The sequence below is a fragment of the Paraburkholderia sp. EG286B genome (genome assembly GCF_040965655.1).
In the GTDB taxonomy this organism is placed as follows: Bacteria; Pseudomonadota; Gammaproteobacteria; order Burkholderiales; family Burkholderiaceae; genus Paraburkholderia.
Genome location: NZ_JBFRCF010000023.1, coordinates 44,673 through 65,070, shown reverse-complemented (window position 1 = coordinate 65,070; position 20,398 = coordinate 44,673). Strand labels below are relative to the sequence as shown.

General features: G+C 59.4%; 21 protein-coding genes. 14 read left to right on the top strand and 7 right to left on the bottom strand.

Annotated elements, in window-relative coordinates; translation table 11 throughout:
* Positions 1–12: 12 nt before the first annotated feature.
* The gene (locus AB4Y42_RS35220) at positions 13–402 is read left to right on the top strand and encodes an Imm1 family immunity protein (protein WP_368691849.1); all 390 of its coding nucleotides are present in this window, start codon (positions 13–15) and stop codon (positions 400–402) included.
* A 581-nt stretch (positions 403–983) separates the two neighbouring features.
* On the opposite strand, the gene AB4Y42_RS35215 is transcribed toward AB4Y42_RS35220, so the two are convergent.
* A complete protein-coding gene (locus tag AB4Y42_RS35215; RefSeq protein ID WP_368691848.1) occupies positions 984–1,874 on the bottom strand; it encodes a nucleotidyl transferase AbiEii/AbiGii toxin family protein in 891 nt (296 codons plus the stop codon).
* Positions 1,852–2,916, bottom strand: coding sequence for a type IV toxin-antitoxin system AbiEi family antitoxin (locus AB4Y42_RS35210; protein ID WP_368691847.1), 1,065 nt, complete (start codon positions 2,914–2,916; stop codon positions 1,852–1,854). The genes AB4Y42_RS35215 and AB4Y42_RS35210 overlap by 23 nt, the downstream gene beginning before the upstream one ends.
* Before the next feature lie 373 nt (positions 2,917–3,289).
* Here AB4Y42_RS35210 and AB4Y42_RS35205 point away from each other — a divergent pair, with 373 nt between their 5' ends.
* The 4 genes from AB4Y42_RS35205 to AB4Y42_RS35190 all read left to right on the top strand — a co-directional run bounded on the left by AB4Y42_RS35205 (position 3,290) and on the right by AB4Y42_RS35190 (position 4,876).
* The gene (locus tag AB4Y42_RS35205) at positions 3,290–3,580 is read left to right on the top strand and encodes a hypothetical protein (RefSeq protein WP_368691846.1); all 291 of its coding nucleotides are present in this window, start codon (positions 3,290–3,292) and stop codon (positions 3,578–3,580) included.
* A 282-nt stretch (positions 3,581–3,862) separates the two neighbouring features.
* Positions 3,863–4,111 carry an AbrB/MazE/SpoVT family DNA-binding domain-containing protein gene (locus AB4Y42_RS35200; RefSeq protein WP_368691845.1) on the top strand — a complete coding sequence of 83 codons (249 nt, stop codon included), beginning with the start codon at positions 3,863–3,865 and terminating at the stop codon, positions 4,109–4,111.
* The gene (locus AB4Y42_RS35195) at positions 4,105–4,425 is read left to right on the top strand and encodes a type II toxin-antitoxin system PemK/MazF family toxin (RefSeq protein ID WP_368691844.1); all 321 of its coding nucleotides are present in this window, start codon (positions 4,105–4,107) and stop codon (positions 4,423–4,425) included. The genes AB4Y42_RS35200 and AB4Y42_RS35195 overlap by 7 nt, the downstream gene beginning before the upstream one ends.
* 43 nt (positions 4,426–4,468) lie before the next feature.
* Complete coding sequence (locus tag AB4Y42_RS35190) at positions 4,469–4,876, top strand: hypothetical protein (RefSeq protein WP_368691843.1); 408 nt, start codon at positions 4,469–4,471, stop codon at positions 4,874–4,876.
* A gap of 662 nt (positions 4,877–5,538) precedes the next feature.
* Here AB4Y42_RS35190 and AB4Y42_RS35185 read toward each other — a convergent pair.
* Positions 5,539–6,168 (bottom strand): hypothetical protein, encoded by a 630-nt coding sequence (locus AB4Y42_RS35185; protein ID WP_368691842.1) that lies wholly within the window; start codon positions 6,166–6,168, stop codon positions 5,539–5,541.
* Positions 6,169–6,323: 155 nt separating this feature from the next.
* Positions 6,324–7,451, bottom strand: coding sequence for a porin (locus AB4Y42_RS35180; RefSeq protein WP_368696750.1), 1,128 nt, complete (start codon positions 7,449–7,451; stop codon positions 6,324–6,326).
* A 1,587-nt stretch (positions 7,452–9,038) separates the two neighbouring features.
* On the opposite strand from AB4Y42_RS35180, the gene AB4Y42_RS35175 reads away from it, so the two are divergent.
* Positions 9,039–9,281, top strand: coding sequence for a hypothetical protein (locus AB4Y42_RS35175; RefSeq protein WP_368696749.1), 243 nt, complete (start codon positions 9,039–9,041; stop codon positions 9,279–9,281).
* 134 nt (positions 9,282–9,415) lie between these two features.
* On the opposite strand, the gene AB4Y42_RS35170 is transcribed toward AB4Y42_RS35175, so the two are convergent.
* Entirely contained in the window at positions 9,416–9,763 is a 348-nt protein-coding gene (locus AB4Y42_RS35170; RefSeq protein ID WP_368691839.1) for a winged helix-turn-helix domain-containing protein, read from the bottom strand.
* A gap of 98 nt (positions 9,764–9,861) precedes the next feature.
* Here AB4Y42_RS35170 and AB4Y42_RS35165 point away from each other — a divergent pair, with 98 nt between their 5' ends.
* A complete protein-coding gene (locus AB4Y42_RS35165; protein WP_368696748.1) occupies positions 9,862–10,416 on the top strand; it encodes a hypothetical protein in 555 nt (184 codons plus the stop codon).
* Positions 10,417–10,514: 98 nt separating this feature from the next.
* On the opposite strand, the gene AB4Y42_RS35160 is transcribed toward AB4Y42_RS35165, so the two are convergent.
* Both AB4Y42_RS35160 and AB4Y42_RS35155 read right to left on the bottom strand, forming a co-directional pair.
* Positions 10,515–10,997 (bottom strand): hypothetical protein, encoded by a 483-nt coding sequence (locus AB4Y42_RS35160; RefSeq protein ID WP_368691837.1) that lies wholly within the window; start codon positions 10,995–10,997, stop codon positions 10,515–10,517.
* Positions 10,994–11,254, bottom strand: a complete 261-nt coding sequence (locus AB4Y42_RS35155) for a hypothetical protein (protein WP_368696747.1) — start codon at positions 11,252–11,254, stop codon at positions 10,994–10,996. The genes AB4Y42_RS35160 and AB4Y42_RS35155 overlap by 4 nt, the downstream gene beginning before the upstream one ends.
* Positions 11,255–12,162: 908 nt before the next feature.
* Between AB4Y42_RS35155 and AB4Y42_RS35150 the strand changes: the two genes are divergently transcribed.
* The 7 genes from AB4Y42_RS35150 to AB4Y42_RS35120 all read left to right on the top strand — a co-directional run bounded on the left by AB4Y42_RS35150 (position 12,163) and on the right by AB4Y42_RS35120 (position 20,341).
* Complete coding sequence (locus AB4Y42_RS35150) at positions 12,163–12,915, top strand: hypothetical protein (RefSeq protein ID WP_368603079.1); 753 nt, start codon at positions 12,163–12,165, stop codon at positions 12,913–12,915.
* Positions 12,916–13,021: 106 nt separating this feature from the next.
* Positions 13,022–14,338, top strand: a complete 1,317-nt coding sequence (locus tag AB4Y42_RS35145; RefSeq protein ID WP_368696746.1) for a caspase family protein — start codon at positions 13,022–13,024, stop codon at positions 14,336–14,338.
* 45 nt (positions 14,339–14,383) lie between these two features.
* Positions 14,384–15,319 carry a DUF4384 domain-containing protein gene (locus AB4Y42_RS35140; protein ID WP_368696745.1) on the top strand — a complete coding sequence of 312 codons (936 nt, stop codon included), beginning with the start codon at positions 14,384–14,386 and terminating at the stop codon, positions 15,317–15,319.
* A 39-nt stretch (positions 15,320–15,358) separates the two neighbouring features.
* Positions 15,359–18,376 carry a tubulin-like doman-containing protein gene (locus tag AB4Y42_RS35135; RefSeq protein ID WP_368696744.1) on the top strand — a complete coding sequence of 1,006 codons (3,018 nt, stop codon included), beginning with the start codon at positions 15,359–15,361 and terminating at the stop codon, positions 18,374–18,376.
* A gap of 35 nt (positions 18,377–18,411) precedes the next feature.
* Positions 18,412–19,206 carry a tetratricopeptide repeat protein gene (locus tag AB4Y42_RS35130; protein ID WP_368696743.1) on the top strand — a complete coding sequence of 265 codons (795 nt, stop codon included), beginning with the start codon at positions 18,412–18,414 and terminating at the stop codon, positions 19,204–19,206.
* Positions 19,203–19,994 carry a hypothetical protein gene (locus AB4Y42_RS35125; RefSeq protein WP_368696742.1) on the top strand — a complete coding sequence of 264 codons (792 nt, stop codon included), beginning with the start codon at positions 19,203–19,205 and terminating at the stop codon, positions 19,992–19,994. The genes AB4Y42_RS35130 and AB4Y42_RS35125 overlap by 4 nt, the downstream gene beginning before the upstream one ends.
* Positions 19,995–20,047: 53 nt before the next feature.
* The gene (locus tag AB4Y42_RS35120) at positions 20,048–20,341 is read left to right on the top strand and encodes a TM2 domain-containing protein (protein WP_368603073.1); all 294 of its coding nucleotides are present in this window, start codon (positions 20,048–20,050) and stop codon (positions 20,339–20,341) included.
* Positions 20,342–20,398 lie beyond the last annotated feature (57 nt).

The window sequence follows — 20,398 nt, the reverse complement described above, 5'->3', positions numbered from 1 at the left end:
CATAGACAGGTGATGGAAGCCATCAAAATGGAATATGTTGGCGGCGCGTGCGAAATGCACACGCGGCAGGAGTTGGACGCCGCGCTTGCGCAGTGGAGCGGCGCGGCGAACGACTACTGGCTGTTCCACGGCAACGCCAAATTTCCAGCCTTGGCGGTCATGGCCAATGGGCCGTTGGCCACTGCGCATTACTTTCCCGACGCACGTCATCCTGGGTTCATTTCCCTAGGCAATATAAATGGACTGGATCCCGATGGTACCAGCACGTTTTTCCTGACTGACACGGAAACGACGGACGTAGCCAATTATCGAGTCATACCCATTGAGGTTGCATGGGAGGCTGCGCGAGAATTTGCCGAATGCTCGCGTCGACCGAACTGCATCGAGTGGATCGAGCTTTAGTGTCGCTAACACAACCGCAACATGAGGCCATGACGGCCATATCCTGGCAGCATGTCCAGGTTGCGTTAGCGACTCTTAATCGGCTTCTCGACAGAAACCTGCGGTCAATTTTTCCACCGGCGGAACGCTAACCACGTTATGGACAAAAGAGACGAATCGTGGCGGGTGTGCCATCCGCACGTGCATCGCGACGCCTTCCATCCGGCCGAGATCGACCGAGATGGAATGGACACCGCCCTCCCTTTGGGGGTGCGGAGTCCGGCAGGGAAGCGAGGCCCTCCGAAATCGAACGGCATCAATATGTCAGAGTGGATTTCGACACGTCTACTTGAAGAACGGAGGGCCCCAATGAATGCTACGACATACGGATATTGCAAAGCACGTGTTCCCGTTGTACCGGGCCGACGTTCAAACCGGCGAGATAGCCAACTGGCCGTACCGGATCAACCCGAGCGACGGATGCGATGGTTTGTCATCGATGATCGGCCAAGCCGATGACACGTCGCGGGCGAGGGCGGACCCGTGGGGAACGGACCGGCGAGGGTGGCCGGTCCTTCGCCCACCAAACGGCTGGATCGGCGCTATCCCCCGGGCGCATCGATCACGAACTGCGCCCTGAATGCCTCGAGCAGCGCATGCGAATCGTCAACGTTGTCCCCGAACATGTGAGTCACCGCTCGTGCGAGCAGGTCGGCCTGCAGCGTGGCGTAGGTCTCAGGTGACTGGAGCATGGCTCGCACGGCTTCACGGGTCGCGTTGTTTGCCACATCGCGCGCGTCGCGCGCAAGCATCCCCGCACAGGCGATTTCGACGTTGAAGTCGCACGCTTCGAGCAGATCCAGCGCCTCTTCGTACACGCGCTCCTCGTTGCCCGCGTAGAAGTACTTGCGCATCACGAAGAGCAGGTCGGATGCGTCGGTGTTCTTGATGGTGCGCCGGTCCTTCCATGCCATGAGCTTGAGCAGCACGAACGCAGGAAGCGACACGACGGGCACGACCAGCCCTTCACCGATCTCCACCAGCTGCGCGGTGTCGACCGCCTCCTGGAAGCCCAGCACCGTCATGACGAAGTCGCCCTCGGGCGGCCACGCGATCTCGCCAGGCGGCGCCTCGATGGGACCGAATGGGACCAGGTCGAGCTCGACGCTGAACTCATCTCCCTCGCGGCGGAACAAGAGCTTTTGCTGTGCCTTCGGGTCACGCTGGAAGTGACCGCTGGCGAGCAGCGTGTCGACCAACCGGTGGTGGAAATCCCAACTGACTGCGCACACGGCGACATCGACATCGCGTGTGGCAACCGGCGCCTTGATGCCGTGGATGTGCCAAAGCTGGACGTCGCGCCCACTCGCGCCCGCGAGCACGAACCGGGCCCCAAGGGTCTCGCACGCGTGGGTGACGTCGGCGAGCAGCGCGACGGTGAGCGGGTGAACCGGCCGTTCGGCCGGCACCTTAGCTTGCAAGGAAGCGGTCATGGAGACTCTGCGCAACGGCGTGGTTCCGGCTGTCGCCCGAGGCGATCAGGTCGGCGTAGATGAGGAGTGGATGGACGATGCCCGGTGGGATGTCCCAGCTTTTTTCTGCGTGCTTCGGCCAGAAGGATTCGAGGATCTCGACCTCACCCTGATCGTCAGGGCGAAGGCGCGCGGCCTTCATGAGGGCCGTGCTCACACCAGCGTGCACATACACTGCGACCGACGCCGGCTTGATCTCATGGGTGAGCACATCAGCCGCGCACTCGCTGCCCAGACGCGCGTCGAAGTCAGACAGCGGAGCGCCTTTCCACCACTCGATGCCGACGCCGCTCGTAAAGCGCCGGGCGCCGAGCTTCTTGCGCAGTCCCGTTGGGTACTGGCTCACCCACTCGGCGATGAAGCGGCGCCGGTCGGCGATCACGCGCTCGCCGGTGGCCTTCTTGATGACGAGCCCGCGCGCGATCAGGTCATCGACTGCCAGGTTCACCGTGTTGAGCGCCACGCCCGACTCGGCGGCGATGGTGCGCATGGGCTGCTCGACCAGTCCAGGCTGGCAAGCGAGCGCAAACGTCACCCGCAAGCCCTTGGGCGTCGTCGAGCGCGAGCTCGTATCCGTGGGCTTGAGCGCGGGCTTGTCACGGCCCACGATCATGATCGTGGCTTCTGGCTCGTCGAGATAGACGTTGCCCGCCGTGTCCATAAACGGAATGCGCCTGGCGATGAACTCCGCTGCAGCCTTGGGCGTCACATGGTAGGTGATGACCATCAGCCGCCGGTCGTCCGCGGCAGCATCAAGCTTGGCCTGCGTGTGCCGGTGCACGGTGTGGAAGGAGGACTCCCACCGGGGTTCGAACACCACGGGCATGTCGAACCGCCTGCCCGCAACCGAGAAGTGGACCAATGCGTCAGCGTCATCCGGGCGCGCTGGTGCATCAAAGCGCGGCGACGCAGAAAAGTGCCGGGTGGCATCCGAAAAGGCTTCGCAGGCGAGGCTCAGCGCCGTTTGCCCAGAGGCCGAAAGGCGGTCGGTGACGGCCTTCAAGGTTTTCTCCTGTACGTTTTCAGTTCATTGTACGCCAAAAGCGTACAAACTGAAAATAACGTACATACGCCTCGCATCCTGGTTCTTTTGGGGCGAGTTGGCCGGACAGTCACCGCTCTGTATGTTCTTAATCGCTTGTACGCTAAAGACGAACTCCCCCATTGATAACGTACATCGCCGCCTGAAGGGACTACGAGTACGTCCGCGCGATCCAGTGCCGAAAACGCTTCACGCAACAGCGCTTCCTGATCGGTAAAGCGCTGTTTGTCGCGTGTGCGGAGTTTGCGCAGGTTTTCGATCTTTCAGCGGGCGTGGGGTGCTGGTGCCAACGCCCGGACTTCCCAGTCAGTGATTCGATCCGATGGCGTGACGCATGATTTATTCTGGTTTGGATCGAGAAAATTTGTATTTTCTACGAAAAAACAATGCATTTGTCTGGCCGGCTGCTGAAGGTGACGGCAGGGGCCAAAGGAGTACAAGGTGGCGGCAGGATGCAACTAACAGTCCGGATATCTTTAACCTGGCCAACGCCTTTCGGCGGCTGCGCTGCCCGGTAACAGGCATCAGCGGGAGTGCCGGTGAGAAAGCAACGGGCTTTATCGCGGCCGCCTCTATGCAGCAGGCTGCTGCACATTTAACGCGCCCTGGTTCGCTCATAGGTTAAGGCAATCACGGGAGCGTGCTGGCGTTCATCGAGGTCCGGCGGGGGCGAAAGAGGACATTCCCGGGTCGCCTGATGGCGACCGGACACTCACTTGAAGCGGACCAAGTTTTGATGAGCCACGTGCATCTGGATCATGTTGCCCCGTATCTTGAAGTCTCAGGAGGGTTACTGCGTTTGACGACGGTCCGCGGGCGGGCAGGTAGTGACACGCGATCTCGTGCGTAATAACATTGTGTTGACGTGTTACACCCGTCGGCATAACATTGTAATTACGGTGATCCTATGAGAACGACGATTCGCAGAATGGGTAACTCGCAAGGCGTGCTGATTCCAAAGCCCGTGCTAGCGCAGTTGGGATTGGAGCACGAAGTGGAAATGGAAGTCGAAAACGACGCAATTGTGCTGCGACGCCCCCGCCACAAACCCCGTGAAGGATGGGCGGAAGCGAGCAAGGCGCTCGCGCAGAGCGGTGATGACGAGTTGGTGATGGGCAAACTCTCCAACGCCGGCGACGAGGGGCTTGCATGGTAGTGCGCGGAGACGTTTGGTTGGTCGCGCTCGATCCGACTATGGATAGCGAAATCCAGAAAACGCGGCCCTGTGTCGTGGTCTCGCCTCCCGAAATGCACGACCATCTGAGGACGGTCCTCGTTGCTCCAATGACCTCGAAAGGGCGGGCAGCCCCTTTTCGGATTCCGGTAACGTTCAAGCGCAAGCACGGCTTGATCCTTCTGGATCAGATTCGTGCGGTAGACAAGGTGCGACTGGTCAAGAAGGAAGGCTCGGTTGCAGATAAAACGTTGTCGGACACCCTTCGAACCTTGCAGGAAGTCTTTGCAGAATAGGCAAACGCGGGGGGACGCAGGAGCGAAGGCAAAGTCCCTTTTCTTGACCGCCGCGGTTGCAGTGGTAGCCGTGACGTGGGATTTGACCGATGAGAAGTCGTGCATTTCCTGCCGGTGGGTCATACTGCCCATCACGCCTGGAATCGATCACTACGATTCGATGCTCAGGCCAGGACTGAAGCTTGATCGGAAAACCATGAATATCTCTCTTGATGCGGCAAAGGCAATCTATCGCCAGGCGATCGACCCGACAGCGAGCGACGGCGAAGGCGCCAGCTGGTGGGATGCAGTCGTAGACGAAGTTCGCGATGTGGTCGCCGCCCGCACGGTAGGCGAGGCCGCCGAAGTTATAAGCTGGTGGCATCATGACTGGACACTCGTTTCTGACACGTCGCGAGACGCGGCGAAGCGAATTCGAGAGACAGCGCGGGCGCTGCGTTGCGAGGCATAGGAAATCAAGGGAAGACACGAAAAGCAAAGCGCGGTGGAACGGATAGCGGTTTCGGCGACCTATGAGGTATTGCAAAACGGCAAACCCGTCGCCGGTCGCGTCGATTTTGTTGCGCGGGTGGCGGATCCCTCCAGGGCATACGACCTGACCACGCGAGCGCAGCGGGTGGTAGCGCGACGGCTGCGCGCGCGTATGGCCGACGTGAAGATAGTCGGCGCGACGTCGGGTTAGCGGAACGGAAAACGGGGGGCGAAATGGCGCGGTCCGGCAAGGTTCCCTACATCTACAAATGCGCAGAATGCGGTCATCGTGGCGAACAATGCTTCGATGACGACTCGCACGACGGCGAGGCTTCCAAGTGTGCCTCCTGCGGTGCGGCGGTGGCCCTCGAGTGGGATGGCGGTGTGACGTTTGAGAGTTCGAAGTCCATCGCCGACGAAGCAATCCCGCGCGCTCGCGGACGAAAGGAACCGGACACCGGAAAACAGCCCTGTGGCCGTCGGGATCGCCGAGCTCCTCATATGTCAAATGGAGTGAGCCTCACGCGGGGCTGCTATCCGGACCACATCGTCAGGCTTTCGAGCGTCGCGCCTCCGGGACCAGAATATCAGCGGGCAGAGAAACTTGCTCGAGTAAAGGCAAGGAACAATAGTGGCGAGAAATTACGCGCCGTGGCGTGCTGACTGATTGTCATATGCCCTGTTTAGCGCCAGCTGGACGTTGAACATGCCGTTTGACATACGTGAACTACTCCGTTGTTTCGGCAACAAGGCCAAAATTCCCTTCATCGTATACAGCAAGATCAGCGTGCCCGTCAGATCGCCGACGAACATGCTGAAGAAGCTCTCGAACCATTCCTTCGTTGCACCGGTCAGCGCAAACCACAAATGATGGAACAGCGGATTTGCCACCGAATAAGCAACCGCGAGGATGAGGAGCCGCTTCGGCGTGAGATTGGCCAGCGTTGCACGCAGGTCGTAGTACTCCAGTGCAAGCCGGTAGACCAGATACGGTGCCAGTGAACCAAGGATCGCTCCCGCGATTGCCCGAACTGGATCGTGGGGAAACCAGTAGACAAAGTCCACGAGTAGTCCGGCAAGCAGCAAGCCAACGAATCCATCGACACCAACCAGCAATGTGCTCAACAGTCTGACGCCTGACGGCAGATAGATCCAGTTGACGCCCCGTACAAATGACGTGTGCGTGAATACCTCCTGATTGATCCACAGGGACGCAAGAAACGCGATGACAGTAGCCGTGATCGACCAGAAATGCAAACGTAAGCTAGACATTGCGGAAACCTACCTTAGGTTCTAAACGAAAACTTGGTGACGCGCGCCTGTGGCTACACGGACGTTATTCTCAACAGCGCGTAAATGATACGTCCTGCTGATATTCTGCCTTGATTCTTGCCATGGTTGGTGAGACCAACAAGACAGGCCGATGATCAGAAAAAGTTTCGCAGACCGATTGCAACACCCGTCTGGTCGCTGCGACCCGGCAATTCCACCCCGGCCGCTCCGCTGACCTTGTTGAAATCAACCGTTCCGTAGACTTCGGTGCGCTTCGAGAATAAGTATTCGGCCAGCGCAACAACCGTGTAGCGGTTGCCGCTGCCAGTTGTATTCACGCCCGTCGTCGCATTGCGCATGTGATCGAAGTAGAACGCGCCCGACAAGGAGAGAGGACCGTTCGCTTTCCACGACAGGCCGGCGTATGGACCGTCATCGGTGCGATTCGTGTTCTTCATCTGGCTGACGTCTGGAACAGGCTGTTCCGCAAGCAACGTATCGACAAGACCCGTGTTGTCACGCGAACGCAAATAGCCGGCATAGACCCTGGTCTGCCCACACGCGTAGGCCATGTTCGCATGTACGAGCGACTGCTTGTCGCTCGAGTTGTCGCCTACCTGCTGCATACCCGCAGCCATGCTGAGCGAACCCTTTGAATACGACGCAAGCAGGGCGTACATCGTGCCCGCGCCGGGATGACCAGGAATCTGGCCTGAGAAGCCGCTTGCGCCGGTTGACTCGTAGTTGCTGCCGAACGAATAAAACGCGCCAACGTACATACCGCCGAACTGCCCGCTGTACTTCATCGCGTTGTCTGCGGCCAGTCCTGCGCCCAGCGCATAAGGCAACCACGAATTCTCGGGATAGTTCGCGTATGTCAGGGGATCATAGGTGCTGATGAGCTGGTCGAACATCGGCGTGTTCTGGCGACCAAATGTCAACGTGCCATACTGGCCTGCAAGGCCCACATAAGCCTGGCTGTCGAAGAGTCTCCCGTTGTCGCCGGGGCTGCCGTCCCGCGGATTGAAATTGTTCTCAACGTCGAAGACCGCCTTCCGGCCATGACCAAGGTCTTCCGTACCGCGCAGTCCGAAATGGCTATTGATGACTGCACCGTTTGTCATGAACAATCTGCCGTTGTTCTGTGCATCGTCGTTCGTCAGGTAGCGCATGCTGATGTCGGTCATGCCGCCCAACGTAACCGAACTCTGCGCCAAGGCATGCTGGGACGTCAGCGCAACTGCAATGCCGCCCAAAACCGCGGCTGGTCTTCCATTTTTCAACTGCTATCCCCGAATTTGCTTGTTTCCTTCTGGCGCTTCGCGACCGAACCTGCGCCACGATGCATTCTGCCCGAACGGGGCGCGTATGACTACGGACCCAGTCCGAACTCCGAAAAATGAAAGGAGATCGAAACCATACGCGAGCCAGATTGCCGGACTTTCCGGGACCAGAGTGAGCAGAAGAAATTGCCACGTTACGATGGGCCCGGCGCGGGGTCTTCAGTGAGTCCGCGCTGTGCGGGCTCTCTTTTCAGGGGGGCTTTTGCAGTTACTGATCACACTGACAGGCAATGCCACACCGCTGCGCGTTCTGCTCGGCGAGTTCTTGCGCACGCTGCAGCTATTCGTTATCATTTTTATAACGAATGGAGACCAACATGCATACGTTCTACCCGGGTTCTCCGGACTTGAACCTGATTTCGCGGAAGGGCGCCAGCCAGGTCAGTTCATGGCTTCTATCCTACCCGACGTTTCGGGACGCGCTCCAACGCGAAGAGACTGATCTGGTTGCGCTGCCCTCTTATGCCAGGCTTCCCGTGCTAAGCAGGATGACGGAGCCGGCGACCGCGTCGTCAGACGTATGGACGGATCTGGGAGGGGTGCGAGCCTCATACATCGAGCTCAGTACACCCTGTGTCGCGCAAATTGTGCGAGATCATCTATCCGGGGGCGCAAACAGGTCGAACTCTGCTGACGAAGTATCGGACGAACTTGAAACGCTGCGTTCAATATTTCCCGCAGCCAGGGTCCCTCTTGTGGCGAGGCCACCGTGCCTGCTCAGTCCTGGCGCGGGCTTTTTCCTGGAGGGTTGGGCTCGGTTCCTTGCATACTGGTCCCGCAACGACAGGACAATCCCGATGCTTGCCGTCGACTGGCAGTCTCTGTATGGGTGCCTGACTGACGAGCTGCCCAGAAGCTCCAGTTCGGTGACGAGGTTCCGACGATCGCCGGCTTGCATTGAGTGACGACGCATCAATGTAATCGGTCCGCCGTGGCAGGTGTTGGCCTTACGTCGATGGCGAAACATCTGGGTCCACATTCTCGCCGCATCCTGATGAAATTGCCGCCAGTTCATCAGGGTCGCGATACAGTGCGGAGCCTTTTTTATGACCAATGGAATAGACCTGTCCTAAGCTTTATCCCGGGTGTTGTTTTAAACCACAGGCAAATTGCCATGGCATCACAAACCCGGTATGTTTACCGTTCCAAAAGTTATGACGGTTTTGAAAACCTGAGCTTTTGGCGTGTGTTTGCGAGCCCACAGTCCGCTACGGATCGTGGGCTCTTTTTTCTCTAATTAATTTGGATGTCGAATTATCCTGTGTGCCGGGCAGAGCTGCTTTTCAGGCACGGCGAGACGTTTTAACAAGGATTGGCCTTGACCGGGTAAGCCGGGTTGGGCGGACTCGAAATCGGGGTTACGTTTATCTCGCGTCGCTTCCATATCCGAGGCGATGGAATTTGCTGATTCTATCGACAAAAAATATCGCGCTTGTGAACGTTCGCTGTCGGGAAGATCACCCGTACCTGGTGTCGCGTATGTAGCGCGCTCGCCGTTACAGCGAAGTACCTTATCCGGCGACATCCATGGGAAAGAATATGAGCGGCGAGCCGCTGCGTCCGGCAAAGCTGCTTGTCGAGGTTGAGAGCCGGTACATCGGGTTCAACGTTGGCAAGACACACAAGGCTGGAAGAAAGGTCAAGGTGCAACGTAGTCAGGCAGACCCGGACACCTTTATCATCTGGTTCGGGAAAGCTGAAATTGCCAGAATCCCCGCCCTGAAACTTGCCCAGACCATCGAATACATCGACGCATGGCCGAAGTTGTAAGGTTACTGTGGTAGCGTCCTCCCGGAAAACCGCCGAGGCAGTCTGTCGCCTGGGCAATGCACTGCAGGAAGCATCGGGGAATGGGTTGGAGAAATGCCGGAATTTGCTGTTTGTTTGCCAGAACTGCGCTCTCGTCAGCTTCCCTTCGCGGCCTTCGCGAACGCCTCGCCTAGCTTGTCAAAGTGTCGGAGCGCAGCCGGTGTCAGCTCGATCTGTTTGCGGCGAGCATCTTCGGTCTCGTTGAGCACGAGCCAGCCCTTTTCACGCATCGATGTGATGCGGGAGTGTAACGTCGCCGGCGACCCAAGCTCGCTATGGCCCATCATGTCCCGAACGGAAAGCCGTTCGTTCTTTTGCCTCATGCGGGCAACAAACTCGAGAATCTTCTCTTCAAGTGGATCGAGTGCGGGAAGGGAAGGTAGACCCCGTAGCGCCTCGGTGAGTTGAAGAAAGCGAAGATAGATATCAGCAGGGCGTGTCATTACCATCGCTCCAGAGAAAGCGTCGCGCAGCGGAGCGGAGCGCGCAGGGCAAACCGTGATGTTACCCCGGTATAAACGGGCACCAGTATTTTATCTCCATGTCTAGCTTACGACTGCATTTCGTTTCGGTGGCGGGCACCGCCGTCGTGTTCGTACTGTCGCTCTGGATCAATCAGGAAATTTTCACACACACGGAATTCGTTCGGGGTGTGAACTGGATCTATCTGCCGTCAGGCGTCAGACTGCTGAGTACGTTGCTTCTAGGCAGCGATGGCGCAATCGGCTTGCTGATCGCTAGCTGGCTCGTCGACTTCTTTTACTTCTTTCCGCACGATCCGGTTCGGTCGTTTGCGGGTGGAATCATTGCAACGGTCGCGCCGTATGCAACGTATCGCCTTGCGAGGGAGTGGTATGGGTTGCATTCCATGCTGCTCAATCTCACGCCAAAGCGATTGCTCGTACTGGCAGTTGCGTATTCGGTCGCGAACCCGATGCTGCATCACATCTGGTTCGCACTGGAAGGAAATACGCACAACCTCGTCGAAAGCTTCCTCATGATGTTTGCGGGCGATCTGTCCGGTGCCCTCATCATGCTGTATATCGTGAAGGGAATCCTCGCGATGCTCCCCGTACGGGGCACGTCACGCACCTGATCTGCTGAATATCCACGAAGCTCTAGTCGCCTCCGCTTCGCCGCCGCAGTCACGTGTGCATTGCCATACGGTGGCAACTGCGGGTACGCTCATCGCGTTCAGGAGTTCTGGTGTCCGACGACCTTGCTGCTCACGGCAACCAGTTTTCCGTTCTGGATGCGATAGGCAGTCAATTGAATCGTGGTGGGGCAGCAGTCGGGATCGTTGTCGCCCTGTTCAAGGCTCCTGACGTAAAGCAGGCTGTCCTTGATGACCATCTGCTGAACGCCCTTGGTTCCAATCTGGTCAGAATGACCGTTTGCCCAGAACACCTGGACGGTATCAGACCACCAGTTTCCGCCATCGGTCGGCTCGACTCCGAACGACAGCGCAATGACCTGGCCAATACCCGCAACATCTCCTGTCACGCGCTGGCTTCCTTTCCAGTTGACTGCAACGTGACTGTCACGCGCTTCGCGCGTGACAGTCTGCCGAATCCTCTGGATGTTGACAGTCTGGGCTGCAGTCGCGGCGGGTAGGTTCGCGACGAAGATGGATGGCATCAGCGCGGCAACGACGGCCGCCTTGCATAGTCTTTTCATGCGCTTAAAAGCGGAAAATAAGTTGGATGCGAGCCTTCATGCGCGACTGGCTGGATGGTGCGCGCCATTCCAACGATTTCTCTCAGGCCCGACATCGTTACAAAAAATATAACATCTGAACAATAAGCTTGCAAGGCTGCCGAACAGGTACTCAGCAGGGAATGTTTGTCGAGCAGCCAGTCCAGTGGATACGCGCTGGTATCCGGTCGGGGCGTCGCGTGGTAGACGTATCGATGCATTTCGGAGGAGATGCGCATTTCCGGGGTGCAGCGAGACCGCTGCGCGCCTGTCCAGTTGAATGCCGTTCTTTGCAGGCGTCAAAGTTTGCCATCAATTGGGCTTCGTGAAGCATGCCATCGATCAGTCGGGCGCGGACGGTACGAGCGGCTCTGGCATATGTCAGCCGAGCCCGCGAAGAACGTACATCCTGGCGCGTGCGCGCCGGATGGTGTTCAAGTTCTCTGTCGGGATCTTGCCAAAAGGCTGGATAGATATGTTATAAAAGTTATATCGGTATGGGGCGGGCAGCGCTGCGCCTTGATGCGCAGCCGTGAGTAGAAGGTTCACGACTCCGGGGGATGTGGGCAGCTGGCAGGCAGGGTGGTGAAGTCACCTGCGTTTGGTGTATGTGCAACGAAAGCGACGCGCGGGAATCCGGTCTTGCGCTGTGTATCGCCAACATCGAAGGTCGTTGTGCCGTCACGCCTCATCGCTGCATCAGCCTTGACTCTGATCGTATGGAGTCGTCGTCGTCCCTATGGTGCGAGGAATTCTCTTTGCCGATACGTGGCGTCGGAGGTGCCGCGCGTTAACCTGCTCAGGAAAGTGTGACGGCCCGGACGGTTTTTCAATAGATGACAGGGGGAGCAAATTCGAGGGGCGATATTTACATTGTTTGTGGGAATCGGAGATGTAAAACGTTTGCCATAAGGTTTTTACTCGGCGCATCAGATGGGTTGCAAAACGCATAGCTTGAATATCGTTGGGATCATTCACAATGATGCATACAGGGTGCTAAAGTTCCGTCGGATTCTGCCGACAATCACGAGCATAAGAATCGCGCTATCGGAGTAGTTCACGATGCGCGGCATTGATAAATGCGCACTGGGGCTCTGCGCGGAGCAGGTAACTGTCTCTATCAAGCCATGAAGTTAACGAGAGAAAAATGAGAAAAGAGAAAACGACCGGTAAGGCATGTATTGCTGTTGCGATGGCAGTTCTGTTCACGAGCGGGGTTGCTCAGGCACAGGAATCAGCCAACGACGAGCTGAATTCGTGTGTCAAGAAGGAGCAGGTCCTGACGACGGCGAAGGGAGCGGGGATCGGTGCGATCACCGGGCTGACTGCAATGCTTGTGACGCACAAGAATCAGGATGCCGGTAAGGCTGCCTTGATTGGCGCGGTGGCTGGTGGTGTGGCTGGTGGTATTGCGGGATTCGCAACCGCCTACTACACGGCGATCGATACCTGCTACAAAAAAAATCCCTCCTGGATGCCGGAGTCGAATATCCAGCGCACCAAGGACTACGACAACGTCAAGAAGCAGATTCACTATCGCCCCAGCCAGGGCATCGTGACGCGTGTTGAGTCAGTGAATATTGCCGGACCGGTCAAAGCCGCTGGTCAGGCCGAGGTCGACAGCGCGTTTATCGTCATGACGCCGGACGGCGCCGAGACGCCCGCTACCGTGGAGCGAAAGCTGTTCGTTGTGGGTGACGATGGCAAGGAGACGGAATTGAAGTTCCCTGGCCAGACTTCGGAGCAGCACACGTTCGAGCCGGGCGAGCAGACGGACGTTGTGCGAATTCCTGTTCCGCCCGATGCCAAGGCGGGCAGCGTGTATCGCGTGCAATTCAGTGTGGCCGCAGGCGAAAAAGCGCCGGTCGTCGCGTCCCAGAAATTTACCGTCACCGAATAAGCGTCGCGGTTCCTGCACGCTGTTTTGCGTTCGCCTGTGGACGGGGTGATGCGCGCGCCATCGGGGTCGGTGGCGCGTATCCGACTGCCTTGCTACGTGTCAACCAATGAAAACGTTTCTAGTGCGCCTGATGGTCCTGGGCGGATCGCTGCTGCTTTCAGCCTGCGCAGCCAGTAGCCTGCCGGGTTTCCAGAACGCCTATAAGAGCTACGATGTTCCGCCGTCACTCGTCAATCGGATCAAGGTCAAGTTCCGCGAACATGGCCTTGCGGGAGCAACGGTAGTGCGTGATAGCACCGGCCGAATCCAGCTCGCCGGCGAATATCGCAACGAAGACGAAGTCGACACCGCATTCCTTATTACACAGTCCATCGTGGGGCTGAAGTCGACTTCGCCAATCTATCCGGAACGGATTGATCACAAGCGCTGGGAGGCCGCCGCCGGTCAGGCACTCGCGGACTACACTCGGGCGCAGAAGCACGCGTCGGCAACGCCCGTGCGGCGGGCGCTTGTCGTCGGTATCAATCATTTTGCGGATCCGTACCACCTGCCTGACATCCTGGGCGCTGACGATGCCGTCGTCGTCCAGGGCTACCTGCGACAGGCTGGTTATCAGGTCACGGCGCTGCTCAACGAACGCGCGACCCAGGCCAACATCACGGCTGCGATTGCGAAGCTCGACCAGGAAATTGGGCCGAACGATGACGTTTTTATTTACATATCGAGTCACGGCAACGCGCCGGTACCGACACCGGGCGGTCGGGATCTGCGCAAGATGTCAATCATGACCTACGACTCGGGCGACCAGAGCACGGTCCGCTCGAACGACCGCACCGAAGTCCTGCTGCATTTCCAGGCGCATTCGGTGCCGGATACGCTGGTTCAGAATCTCGCACGCAAGCCTAGCCATACGATGCGCGTTGTGATCGACACCTGCTATAGCGGCGACATGCTCGACGATATCGCCGATGACAGCACGGCCTACATTCTGCGTGCCAACGGCGGCAAAAGCGAGCACGAGGGAATTTCGCTGGCTGCATGGACGGGCGAGGCCTATGCCGCGAAGGGGATCCGCTTCGCCGACGATGCGGGCAACGGCGCGGCGCAAGGTGGCCCGGTCAGAACGACGATCGATCGCAGTCGCAGTGGCTACAACATCATTACTGCGACGAGCCCGGATGAGGAATCGCTCGGCCCGAAGTCAGGCCACTTCACGAGTCCGCTCGCGCCCGACCAGACACTCAGGGGATCGTTCTTCACGCAGTCGCTGTTCGCATATCTTGCGCACTACAAGGGACAACTCGGCCCCGCGTTCCGCGACGCGCAGACCTTCACGTCGCAAAAAGCGCTTAGCGGCGGGAAGCATCAAACGCCGCGCCAGTACTCGACCATTCCCGATCAGCAGAACGATCTTTATCAGTAAGCGGCCGGGTTCGGCTCGCTGACGTTAGTCCATAGGAGAATCGACATGCGGTATCCCCTCGTCGCGCTTTCGCTTGCCGTGCTTGCATCCCACGCCTTCGCGGAAGACGAATTCACGGCGAAATCGCTGTTCTTCGCGCAAGACAACGCCGTAGTTGCCGTGGGCACCGGCGCACCGCCGACCGCCGTCGCGGCGACGTCTGCGCCAGCGACCGACGGCGTCCAGCAAACGGCCGGCGCTGGCAAGATCGTGAAGGTCTCGCAAAAGAAGAAGGTTGCCCGGATCGGCGCAAGCTACTTCATTCGCCTCAAGGAAAACGACGGCACCACGCAAGACGTTCTGGCGCGCCGCGTGTTCAAGAGCGGCGAGCACTTCCAGCTCGGTGTGAAGGTCAACCGGCCTTCGTACGTCTACATTCTCAATGAAGCACCGGACGGCACCGTAACGCAGATCTACCCGCAGGCGTCGCAGGACAACTTCGTCGACGCGATGGGCGTCGTTTTCTTCCCGGCCAAAGGCTCGTTCGTTTTCGACAGCAATCCGGGCATGGAAAAGCTGATGGTCTATCTCACGCCCGAGCGCGAGCACGGTGATGTCACGCGCCGCCTGCGCCACGTCGCACCGGATCTCGTCTCGACGCCACTGACGCAGACTGCGTCTGACGCGGGTTCGTGCGCAGCAGCGCCTGTAGCCGCGACGGCTGCGGCGGACACCGGGGCGAGCGGCGCGGCGGCGCTGAGTCTTGCGGACGCTGGCACCGGTTACGCCGCGAAGGGCATCGCCTTTGCGCCCGATACGAATACGGGCTGCGGCGCGAAGGTAGCGGCGAACGATACTCAGGAGTTTGCCGCCAAGGGAATCGCCTTTAGCGACGACGCCACGCCTGCTGCAGGTGGCCAGGTCGCATCCTACGTTGTCAAGCAGGCGAAGAAGCCCGAAGCCGCGAATCTCTACCTGAAGATCAATCTCGCCCACGAGTGACGCACGTCGTCATGGACCTCTGAACGGACAGCTTCGACCATGGAACACAACCATCTGATCATCGGCCTTGGCGGCTCGGGCGGAAAAATCATCCGGAACCTGCGCAAGACCATCGAACGCAATCGCGATGCGCAGGGCAACAGCCCTTCGGATGCGTGCTTCGAGTACCTCTACGTCGATACGTCGACCGATGAGCTCGACAAGCACGACGAATGGAAGGTGCTCGGCAAGGACATCGATCTTGCGCGCAGCCAGTACGTCGTCAACACAGCGAGCAGCGTGCGTCCCGTGCTCGACGATCCCGAGTCGTTCCCGGGCCTGCGCGACTGGATCGAGCCGCGCAGCATCTTCGGCTTCGTCAAGCCGGGAATCGCGGGTGCAGCGCAGCGCCGCAAGCTCGGTCGCCTCGTCTTCGCGCAGAACGCCCCACAATTCGTGAAGGCCGTCGAGGACCGCATGCGCCTGCTCGAAAGCGGACCAGGCCGCACGGGCGTGACAATTCACGTTGTCTGCGGGCTTGCGGGCGGCACGGGTAGCGGATCGGTCGTGGACGCTGTCGCGCTTATCCGCAACAAGTATCCCAATCCGGATCTTCACCGTATCCTCATCTACGCGCTGCTGCCGGAGAAGGACTCGAAGCGCGTGCGTGACGTGGCGGGCTTTTCGAATTACTACGCGAATGGCTACGCGGCGCTCGCCGAGCTTAACGCGATTGCGGTCGGCCAGTATCATCCCGCGAATGTGCTCGACGGCTCTCCGATGGAGCACGACGTCTACTTCAACGGCTGCTATCTCGTGAGCAATCTCAACGAGCACAACCTGCAGTTCGACGTCGACACGGAGATTCCACGCGTTGTCGCTGAGTTCATCTACCAGAAGACGCTCAACAAGCAGTGGGAAGGGCTCGGCCGCGCGGAGAAGGGCGAGAACGATATCAAGAACTTCGAAAGCGAAGCGGACATCGGCAAGGCACGCGCGAAGCTGTTTCTGTCATTCGGCGTCGAGCGCATTGTGGTGCCGGAGCAGGAGATCAAGGAGTTTCTGGCCTACGGTTTCGCGGAACAGGCCACGCGCCAGCTCATGTTCAACAACTTTCGCCAGGGCGAAGGTTATGCCGACGAGCCTCTGCAGAAAGACTGGGGCTCCGAGGTGCGAAAACCCGAAGTCGCACGCCAGCTGCTGCTAAGCGACGCGCATCTGATGCTCGAGACCGGCATCCTGGAGGACGATGCGAAAAACGCGATGTGGAAGCCGGCGCGCGAGTACTGGAAGCAGATCGTGAGCCGCCTCGCACCGGAGATCCAGGCCGACCAGACGCTCGAACAGACCAACTGGACGCACGCGCTCAATACACGTCTCGCGAAGGTTTTTGACGAGACGTACCGTACCATGGGCGGCGTGCGCAAGTTCTACGAGATCAAGGGCAACGCGCGTCCCGAAATGGCGCGCCACATATGCTCGGTGATCGAGAAGGAGCTGTTCAGCCAGTGGAAGGTGGGAACACATTCGCTTATCCAGCTCCGCCAGTTTGTAGATGCGCAGCTCGCGGTGCTGGATGAGCGCCTTGCAGTCTTCAACGAAGAAATCGCGAAGGCGCCCGCGGCGGAGCAGACCATCCTGCAGCGCATCGCCGAGCTGACGACGCAGTTCAACAAGGTCGGCTTCTTTGGTCAGCACTTGACCGACAAGCGCAGCTCGTTGTTCGCGGACATCGCGAACCAGCATCAGGATCTGTACGCGCTTCGCACGCTCCACGAGGGGCGGCGCTTTGCGAGCAGCCTGCTGCCGTTTGTGAAGGACGGTCTCACGACGCTGCGCGGCCTCATCGACGAGCTGCACCAGAATCTCGCTGCAGCGACCGAGAAAGTGCGTCAGGAACAGGCCGCGCGTCTTGAGGGCGCGGATGCGATCTACCAGCAGCGCATCTTCGATCGCAACGCCATCACCAACGTGATGAAGGCTGTCGTCGTCGACGAGCAGGCGCAGGCCGCGCGCACGCAGCGTGTGCGTCAGTCGATCATCGATCTCGCCGGCACCGATGCGGACTCGTTCGACAAGCTTTCCCGTAGCCTGTCGCTCGGGGCGATCCTCTCGACGATCACCCAGGCGTCGGCGAGTATCGTTGAGTCGGCGCATGCGGAGATCTCGAAGAATCTGCCACCGGTGTTGCACGTCAATATCGTTGAGCGTCTGCAAAAGCAGTATGACGCGAATCCCAGCGGACTGAAGAATTTCGTCTCGGGTCTCTACGAGACCTCGGGGACGATGCTTCAGTACAACAAGACCGAGGTCGACCGGATGGTGGCCGGCAACGAGGGCGGCTCGCGGGGCACCGCGAGGACGGTCGGCGTGTTCCTGCCCGAATGCGAAAGCCAGAAGGACTTCCACGCGAACCTGACTGCGCTCTTCGAGGCACAGAAGGACCCCGCGTCCGACACGGTCGTCGCGGCGGGCAAGCTCTCGAACGAGATCGTCATCATGAAGATTGCATCGCTGATGCCGGTGCGGTTCATCGAGCCCCTCGCGATGCTCAAGCGTCATTACGATGGCCTGCTCGGGGACTACAACGAATCCTGGCTGCTGCATGGCGCCGGTAACGGGAAGAACCTGCCGCCACTCTATGCGCGTACCGCAACCGAAATTGCGAACCAGGCCAAACGGCAGCCGTACCGGCTCATCGGGCGCCTGCTCGAGATGATCAAGCTGCGCGAAAACCGCACCACTGGCGAGCCGGAATGGGTGTTCGTCTACGAGAGCGATGGGCTGCCCACCTCGAAGGTGCTGGCGGGTCGGACCTGGCAGGACGTGCTTGAGGGCGACCAGGCAGCGGGAGTTCAGGAGCTGATCGAGAAGGAGATCGCTCGCCGTCTTGACGCAGGCTACAAGCATCGCGAGCAGAAGGAAGCGCTCCTTGAGCAGTTCAACAAGCTCGCTCGCGAGCAGTTCGAAAAGAGTGGCGAGGATACCGAAGACCCGGCGTACAGGGCGCTGGTACGGATGAAGCCGCTGGTGCGCGAGATCGTTGGATTGACCAATGCGGCGGCCGAGCCCGCTTGAGTGCGGTGATCCGAACGATGAACACAAGGACCAACATGACGATTTACAAGTGCCCGACGCTCGGCGACTGCGAGCGCGCAAACAGTGGAGAGCTTTTCGAGCGTGCGCCGGGGGAGGACCTGAGCTGCCCGGGTTGTGGAACCTTGCTCGAGCAGCAGATCAAGCCCGTCTCCGCGCGCGGCCCACGCAAGCCGGTGATCGTTGCGGCAGTGGCGGGCGTTGTCGCGCTGGCGCTCGCAGGCGGCGGAGCCGGGGTTTACTACAAGAAGGCGCACGGCGCGGCAGCTGAGGGCGCGGACAGCGCAGCCCAGGCGCAAACGCAAATGCAGGCGTCTGCGCCCGCAGCAGTCGCGGCCGCGCCCGCATCAGCGGTTGTCGCCGCGGCAAGCGACGCACAGCCACCGGCCACGCGAGCCGCAAGCGGCATTGCACCGAGTGCAGCCGAGATCGCCGCGCTGCGCAAGTCGGGAGACGCGAAGCTCGCACAGGGTGACGCCGCCGGGGCCGAGGCCGCCAGCAACGACGCGGCGACCAAGGAGATGATCAAGGTTGCCATCGCGGACATTGCGCAAGGCAAGCTCGATGATGCCGACAAGGAACTCAAAGACGCGGCGACGCGGGACCCGAAGCAGTCGCTCGTCTACTACAACCTGGGTGTGCTGCGCCTGAAGCAGGGCCACACCGACGACGCACTGAAGCAGTTCGAGGCGAGTTTCCTCAACGGCTTCTCGTACTTCGACGAGATGGACAAGGATCCGGATCTGGACAGCATTCGCCGCGATCCGCGCTTTACCGCGCTCGTCAGCAAGTATCGCGCTGCCACGACGTGATGCCGCCGATCCGGCTGGCGGCCATCGCCGCCATGGTTCCCCTCGCGCTGGCTGCGGGCTGCTCCAGGAGCGACGATGCGTCGGTGCTTGGGCACTGGCGCGCGGAGCGCATGCAGGTCTACAGCGTGAAGTTACCGCTTGGCCCGGATGTCGTGATCAGCAAGGACTCGATCACGAGTCCGGGGGTGGACGCGAAAATCCCGCTCGACGGCATTGAGCGCAAGGGCGACGAGGCGGTGCTCGATACCAGTTATGGCATGGGGATATCGCTTTATTTCGCGAGTCCCGATCGCGTGTACCTGAACGTGCCGATTATCGGAAAGGTGTATTACCGGCGTGTAGATGATTCGCCGGTAGGGACGACCGATGTCGCCACCGCAACAGCGCAACATGCCGTTCAGGCGGTCGTCCCAGCAGGGCCGTCGGTCATCACGCCAGCGGCACGGCCTGCTGAGGTTAGGCAGGTTTCCGCTGCGGCGCCCGTTGCGAGCAACGATACGGCGCAGGGGCTCATGCAGCAGGCAGAGGCGGCGCTGCGGGCAGGTGAAGGCGCGCAAGCCGAAAAACTGCTGTCCGAGGCACAGACATCGCCTTCGGCACACCCGCTCGTCGACTACGATCTTGCAGTTCTGGCGGCGGAACGCTCTGACTCAGACAGCGCGATTGATCATCTGAATCAGGCGTTTAAACACGGCTACCGGCAATTCGCGACACTGGATGCAACGCCCGAATTCGAGGCATTGCGACGGGACGTGCGCTATCAGGCGCTCGTTGCCCGTTATCGATAAACGATGCACAAGCACGCCCGTGACAATCGATTGAATTCCTCTTGGGAGAAGATATGAACGACACATCGCGCAACATGATGCTTTACGACGCGCAGAAGAAGAGTGTAGGCGTCGCGTTTCTGTTCTGGTTTTTTCTGGGCTACCTCGGGGCACACAGGTTCTACACAGGAAGGGCGCTGACGGCCATCGCACAGATTGCCCTGACGCTGGTCGGTGCGGCAACAACTTGGGCGGGCATCGGTTTTTTCCTGCTTATCGTCGTTGGTATCTGGGTATTGGTCGATGCGTTCATGCTGCCAGGCATTGTACGGCGCTATAACGTGGCGCTTGCCGGCCAGATCAGCTGAAGTCGTTTCGGGATGTGCACGACTTCACGACTTCTCCGACTTCGAAGGGGCTACGTG